Genomic DNA, 6,778 nt, shown 5'->3' on the forward strand with positions numbered 1-6,778 from the left:
GATCGTTTTCCAATGGGTCATTTCCTTTGCACCGTTGATTTCATGCTCATCCACTTTCCCGTCTGAACATGCAGCCAGTACAGACACCAAAGCCGGCGCCTGCAACAAAAGCACCTGCTCCTCCTCAGACAATGTTTGAAATTCTTCTTTCATAATCGTTCATTTTAACCAACATAAGCCATAAACAGGAATTCCGGATTGAGGCTTATCAATAACATTTCACTGTTGGATTGATCCTGATCAACGGTAAAGTCGGCATGAGATGAAGCGAAATACCCATTTAAAGCATTCCGAATACCCCGATTTAGGTATTGTCCCGCTTAGCCGTTCGCCTCACCTTTGCCCCGATCATTTACCAAAGAAAAAACATCGTGAAATATATATTCCCCATTTGCCTTATTGGCCTGATCGTAACAGCTTCTTCCTGCAAGAAAGAAGATCCCGATCCGACACCTGAAGAAACAGGATATACTATACCCACCACCTATGCTTTCACCAATGTGGATCACACCGGCCAGACGCAGAGGATAGCCATGTTGGATGAGCTGTCCTCCTATATGAACACGGGCAAAATATCCGGTACCGTACTGGATGCTCAGAAGATGAAAGACATGTATGCTAACGCAGGCAATCCTTTCAGTGATGCAACCCTGAACGGAAGCGGAAAGCAGTTGAAGAATAAGACCTATGCCGCCGATCAGTCATTGTTCGATTCCTATTTCGACAACCTGGCCCTGGCAAGCCAGTCTACCGTGGCAGGTTCCAATGGCGTGGCCGGCGTGGTTGCCAGTTCCTCCGATGCCTCCAAAACATATCTGCTTGACGCCAATGGCATCGAGTATAATCAGTTGATCAGAAAAGGTCTGATGGGTGCCATATTCTATTATCAGGCCACATCTTACTACCTGGAAAACATTGTCACCGATGACAACAACACCGTAACCTCCGGTGAAGGCACGGCCATGGAACACCACTGGGATGAGGCCTTCGGATACTTCGGCGTACCCGTTGACTTTCCTACCAACACTTCAGACGCAGCCTACTGGGGGTCCTACAGCAACCAACGAGATGCGGTGCTGGGCAGCAACAAAACAATGATGGATGCCTTTCTTAAAGGACGCGCCGCCATCTCCAATAAAGATTATACATCGCGCGACGAAGCAGTAACCACCCTGCGTGAAATGTGGGAACGCATCTGCGTAGGCTCTGCCATCCATTACCTTAACAGCGTAAAACTAAATTTGGCCAATGACGGCGTAAGGTGTCACGAGCTCTCAGAATGCCTGGGGTTCATTTATTCCCTGAAGTATAATGTCGATCGAAAGATCACCGATTCACAGATTACAGACGTACTGAATCACATTGGCACCAACCTGTACAATGTTACTGCTACAGATCTGGACAATGCCAGAGATCTCCTGAGCACAATTTACGGTTTAGATGACATCAAAAACATCCTCTGACAACTGCGTAGCGCGGCTGCTTTCTTCAGCAGCCATCCGGCAAAGCACAAAGCAACAGTTCTCAGCTGTTGCTTTGCGCATTCTGATACTCAAACATGAAATATGAAAAAGCAAACCTCCTTCATACTGTTAGCATTGGCATTTAGCACGCTCATCACTGTTCTGTACTCGTGCAAAAAGGACAAAGATGATCCTGACGAGGTTGAGTTTGACAGAAAGGCGATGCTCGCAAACATGGGCAACCAGGTCATTGTCCCGGCATATGCCGACTGGCTGGATGCCACCAACACGCTCGACTCATTGGTCATAGACTTCACCGGAGCACCGGACAGCAGCAGACTCATAGCACTGAGACAGGCATTTAAAGACGTTTATGTTTCCTGGCAGTATGTCTCACCCTTTGAATTCGGTCCGGCAGAGCAGGTTCTTCTTCGCACCAACATCAACACATTTCCCACAGATACCACACAGATCTCCGCCAACATTTCTGCCGGAACATACGACCTGTCGGCCACCGCGAACCTTGATGCCAAAGGCTTTCCCGCCCTTGACTTTCTGCTCTTCGGAACCGGCAAAACGGTTCAGGAGATGATCTCCCTATACACCACCGATCCCCAGGCCGCAAACCGCATTACTTATCTGAAAGACCTTTCCATGGAGATCCATACCCTGGCCTCTCAGGTATACGACCAATGGACCGGAAGTGGGAATTATCTGAATACGTTCACCTCAAACGACGGCACAAGTGTAGGCAGTTCTACAGGTTTGCTGGTAAACCAACTGAACTACGATTTCGAGATCCTCAAGAATTATGAGATCGGCATCCCGTCCGGAAAGATGTCCCTGGGCACCCCGCTACCCGAAAAGGTGCAGGGATATTACAGCGGTTTTTCAATGGACCTTGCACAGGCACATCTCAGCGCATTTGAAAGTATTTATCTGGGCAAAGGAAACGCTGGCACAAACGGGTTGGGGCTGGACGACTATCTCACTCTCCTCAAGGCAAACTACAACGGGAGCATGTTGTCTGACGCCATTCAGGCCCAGATCAACAAAGCCCGAACAGCCCTGGCAGCCATACCTGATCCGCTCTCTGATGCCGTCGTGAACCAGTCTGCCACCGTAGACGCTGCCTATACCGAATTGCAGAAACTGCTGGTCTTATTCAAAACAGATATGCCTTCGGCGCTGGGTATTTTAATCACGTATCAGGACAACGACGGGGACTAAACCATGTCACTCACCCTCCAGAGATATCAGATAAAAGATCCGGTGCACATTGCTCCGCTGGCCATCTTCCGGGTGATCTTCGGCGCGGTCATGACCATCGCTACCGTGCGTTTTATACTCAAAGGGTGGGTCTACGAACAATACATCAAACCCGGATTTTATTTCCCGTATTTCGGTTTTGAATGGGTAAAGCCTTTGGATGCGACCGGCATGTATGCGGTGTTTACAATCATGGCAATCAGTTACCTGATGGTGATGATAGGCTGGCGTTATCGTTTTGCCGTAATCGTTTCCTTTATCACGTTCACCTATGTGGAGTTGATAGATAAGACAAATTACCTCAACCACTATTACTTCATAAGCATCATCAATTTCCTGCTCATCTTCCTGCCTGCCAACAGGTATTTCTCCGTTGATGTACGTTTGAATCCGGCCCTTCTCCTGGAGCGTGTTCCAACATGGATGGTGGATGTGATCCGGTGGCAACTGGCCATCGTATATATTTATGCAGGCATTGCCAAGCTGAACAGCGACTGGCTATTCAATGCCATGCCCCTTAAGATCTGGCTGCCCGCTCATAGCCATCTGCCTTTGATAGGATCTTTCCTTACGCAGGAATGGACCGCTTATGTATTCAGCTGGTTCGGGGCTGCATACGACCTGTTCATCGTCTTCTTCCTATGGAATGCCCGCACACGACCCGCTGCCTATATGTTTGTCATCATCTTCCATGCATTAACCGCATGGCTTTTTCCCATAGGCATGTTCCCCTATGTCATGATCTTCTCGACGTTGATCTTCTTCCCGGAAGATTTTCATCTCAGGCTTATCCGTCTGTGGAGACGTTTTATTCCGGTAAAAAACATATCACCGGCATCCGGAGCATCCTTGGGTATCAGCCGTAACCATCGCTGGATCATGGCCCTGATGGTGATCCATTTCACCATCCAGGTGCTTCTCCCCTGGCGTTTCTTATTATATCCAGGAAATTTGTTCTGGACGGAACAGGGTTACCGCTTTTCCTGGCGGGTGATGTTGATGGAAAAGGCTGGTACCGCCTTTTTTTATGTCAGGGATGGAGCATCAGGTCGTGAGAGTGAGGTGAATAACAACGACTATCTCACCCGTAACCAGGAGAAAATGATGGCCACACAGCCGGATATGATTCTCCAGTTCGCCCATCACATTCATAACGTTTATCGCGAAAAAGGCATGGCTGATCCTCACGTGCGGGTGGAAAGCTATGCCACACTGAACGGCAGTGGAAGCCGGACCTTTATTGACCACTCGGTAAACCTCGCCGCCGAAAGCGAATCCTTCCGACCCAAACATTGGATCCTGCCTTATACCCCGATGCCATGAAGATGATCCCTACCATAGCAACAGGCATCCTTTTGCTGGCATTGGGATCCACCGGGCTGGCACAACACCATGCATCTGTGAGCGGGACCCTCACCGTTTCCTCCAACGGAAATCCCGTTACAGGCGCACAGGTTGTTATGACGCCCGGGTGGCACAACACCCAAACAGATCATCGCGGCACATTCATTCTGACAAACATTTCAACGGGGTCCTACACCATCTCCGTTGCATCACCCGGATTGCAGACCCGTTCGCTACCTGTAGTTGTTACAGGTGATACGATCATCAATATTAAAATGGACAGTCTGCATGTAAACCTGGAAACCATCACCATCACGGGAAATGAAAACCACGCCCTGGGTATTGGCCGGTTAAGAGCGGTTGAAGGTACGTCCATTTACGCCGGTAAAAAAAGCGAGGTCATCACCCTGGATGAAGTACCCGCTAATCTGGCAACCAACAACAGCAGGCAAATCTATTCCAGGGTACCGGGATTGAACATCTGGGAAAGCGATGGCGCCGGACTTCAGCTTGGTATCGGTGGACGTGGACTGAGCCCCAACAGGACATCAAATTTCAACACACGCCAGAACGGATATGACATCAGCGCCGATGCCCTTGGCTATCCGGAAAGTTATTACACCCCTCCTGCCGAGGCCCTGGAACGCATCGAGATCGTGCGTGGCGCCGCATCTTTACAATATGGCACGCAATTCGGTGGCATGGTGAATTTTAGAATGAAAAGGGGATCTACGGAGAAGAAGGTAGAATTTCTGTCCAGCCAAACCGTAGGATCATTCGGGCTATACAGCGCCTTTCATTCAGTCGGAGGAACCGTTCGCAAATTGAACTACTACGCCTTTCATCAATACAAAACCGGAAACGGCTGGAGGCCTCACTCCGAATTTCAATCCCATACCACGTATGCAGCTGTGCACTATGCGGCCGGTCCACGGTTAACCCTCACAGCGGAATACACCTACATGCGCTACCTCACCAGGCAACCGGGAGGGCTTACGGACCAGATGTTCGAAGAAAATCCTCGCCAATCCATACGCAGTCGCAACTGGTTCAGGGTAAACTGGAACTTAATGGCCCTCACGATCGACTACAAACTGAGTCCGAACACCGAACTCAACATGCGAAACTTCGGCCTGGTTGCAGGTCGTGATGCCCTCGGATTCCTCGGACTGATCAATCGTGCAGATCCCATGACCGAGAGAGACCTCCTGACCGACCATTATACCAATGCAGGTCATGAAACCCGACTGCTTCATCGTTATAAAATATTCGGGAAGAATGGCATTGTTTTACTGGGTGGCCGGTATTACCAGGGCTTCACAGAAAGACTCCAGGGATACGGTAGTAAAGGATCGGATGCAGACTTCAAATACCTGCATCCGGAAAACCTCGAGCATTCGGATTATCAGTTCCCCAGCCGGAACGTGGCCCTGTTTGCAGAAAACATCTTCTACATAAATCCCAACACTTCTATCATCCCGGGAGTCAGGGCCGAATATATTCATACCGCCGCATCCGGTTATTACAGAGAAGAAAACCGCGACCTCGCCGGCAACATTATCTACCAGGAAAAGATAAATGATGAACGCTCAGATTCCAGATCCCTGATACTGGCCGGCATTGGCATCAGTCATAAACCGAATGAAGCCACGGAATGGTATGGCAGCATTTCCCAAAACTACAGGGCGATCAACTTCAATGATATGCGCATTGTCAACCCCAACCTGAAAGTAGACCCCGAATTAAAGGATGAAAAGGGGTACAGTGCCGATTTGGGCCTCAGAGGTCATGTACGGAAAGTGTTCAATTATGACCTGAGCCTCTTTCTGATCGGGTATAACCGGCGCATCGGATCGTTGATCATGGTAGACAGTGTTAACTTTAACACCTACCGCTTCCGTACCAACATCGCCGATTCGAGGTGTTACGGTGCAGAGTCATTTGCAGAAGTAGACGTATTACGGGTCTGGAAAGGTGAGGATACAAAAGCCGGGTTGGCGGTATTCATCAACGCCACCCTTCTTGACGCCCGATACATCCACAGCAGGGAAGCGGCATTTGATCATAAAAAAGTTGAATTGGTTCCTTCAGCCATTTTAAAGACAGGCTTAACGTTCAGCGCAAAGAAACTGAAAGCCACCTGGCAGTATGCCTATACCAGCGAACATTATACAGATGCCACCAATGCCGTGCGAACTTCCAACGCCGTGAACGGCATTATTCCTGCATACTCTGTGATGGACCTTTCGTTAAAATATTGCGGAAACCGTTTCATGGTTGCCGCCGGGATCAACAACATGGCCAATGCCATGTATTTCACCAGGCGTGCGGACGGCTACCCTGGTCCCGGGATCATCCCCTCCGACGGAAGAAGCGTGTACATGACAATCCAGGTCAAGCTTTAACACCTTTTACATCCTTCATTCTGAGAAATTGCCACATGGGTTATAGCCATCCATTGCCATATTCTTTCCAAATAAACTTCATGTAAAAAAGCACCTTGGTAAGATGACACACCACATTATCACATATCGCTTATGAATCCTGCGTAACTTGAGATGGGGCGGGGATTTGTGTGCCCCGAAAAACAGACACCGCCGGAACTGCCTACTGCCTACTAACTACTAACGCGTTGACCACTTAGTCAGCCAAAGCATGTTTTAAGTGATTGACAGGTCTATTATTCTGGCAATTGATCATTT

At 49.1% G+C, this 6,778-nt stretch carries 4 protein-coding genes; all 4 read left to right on the forward strand.

Annotated features, from left to right (window positions below):
• Positions 1-371: 371 nt before the first annotated feature.
• Positions 372-1,463: a DUF4856 domain-containing protein gene (locus KDD36_14295; GenBank protein ID MCB0397818.1), complete on the forward strand. Its 1,092-nt coding sequence runs from the start codon at positions 372-374 to the stop codon at positions 1,461-1,463.
• A gap of 102 nt (positions 1,464-1,565) precedes the next feature.
• Positions 1,566-2,693: an imelysin family protein gene (locus tag KDD36_14300; protein ID MCB0397819.1), complete on the forward strand. Its 1,128-nt coding sequence runs from the start codon at positions 1,566-1,568 to the stop codon at positions 2,691-2,693.
• Between the two features lie 3 nt (positions 2,694-2,696).
• Complete coding sequence (locus KDD36_14305; protein MCB0397820.1) at positions 2,697-4,055, forward strand: HTTM domain-containing protein; 1,359 nt, start codon at positions 2,697-2,699, stop codon at positions 4,053-4,055.
• Positions 4,052-6,481, forward strand: coding sequence for a TonB-dependent receptor (locus KDD36_14310; protein ID MCB0397821.1), 2,430 nt, complete (start codon positions 4,052-4,054; stop codon positions 6,479-6,481). Before KDD36_14305 ends, KDD36_14310 begins: the two co-directional genes overlap by 4 nt.
• Positions 6,482-6,778 lie beyond the last annotated feature (297 nt).

This window comes from Flavobacteriales bacterium (genome assembly GCA_020435415.1).
Taxonomy (GTDB): Bacteria; Bacteroidota; Bacteroidia; order JACJYZ01; family JACJYZ01; genus JACJYZ01.

What these genes read in the sequence shown, in the direction of transcription:
- KDD36_14300 (MCB0397819.1), top strand. Translation starts at nt 1,566, where the DNA reads ATGAAAAAGCAAACCTCCTTCATACTGTTAGCATTGGCATTTAGCACG.
- KDD36_14305 (MCB0397820.1), top strand. Translation starts at nt 2,697, where the DNA reads ATGTCACTCACCCTCCAGAGATATCAGATAAAAGATCCGGTGCACATT.
- KDD36_14310 (MCB0397821.1), top strand. Translation starts at nt 4,052, where the DNA reads ATGAAGATGATCCCTACCATAGCAACAGGCATCCTTTTGCTGGCATTG.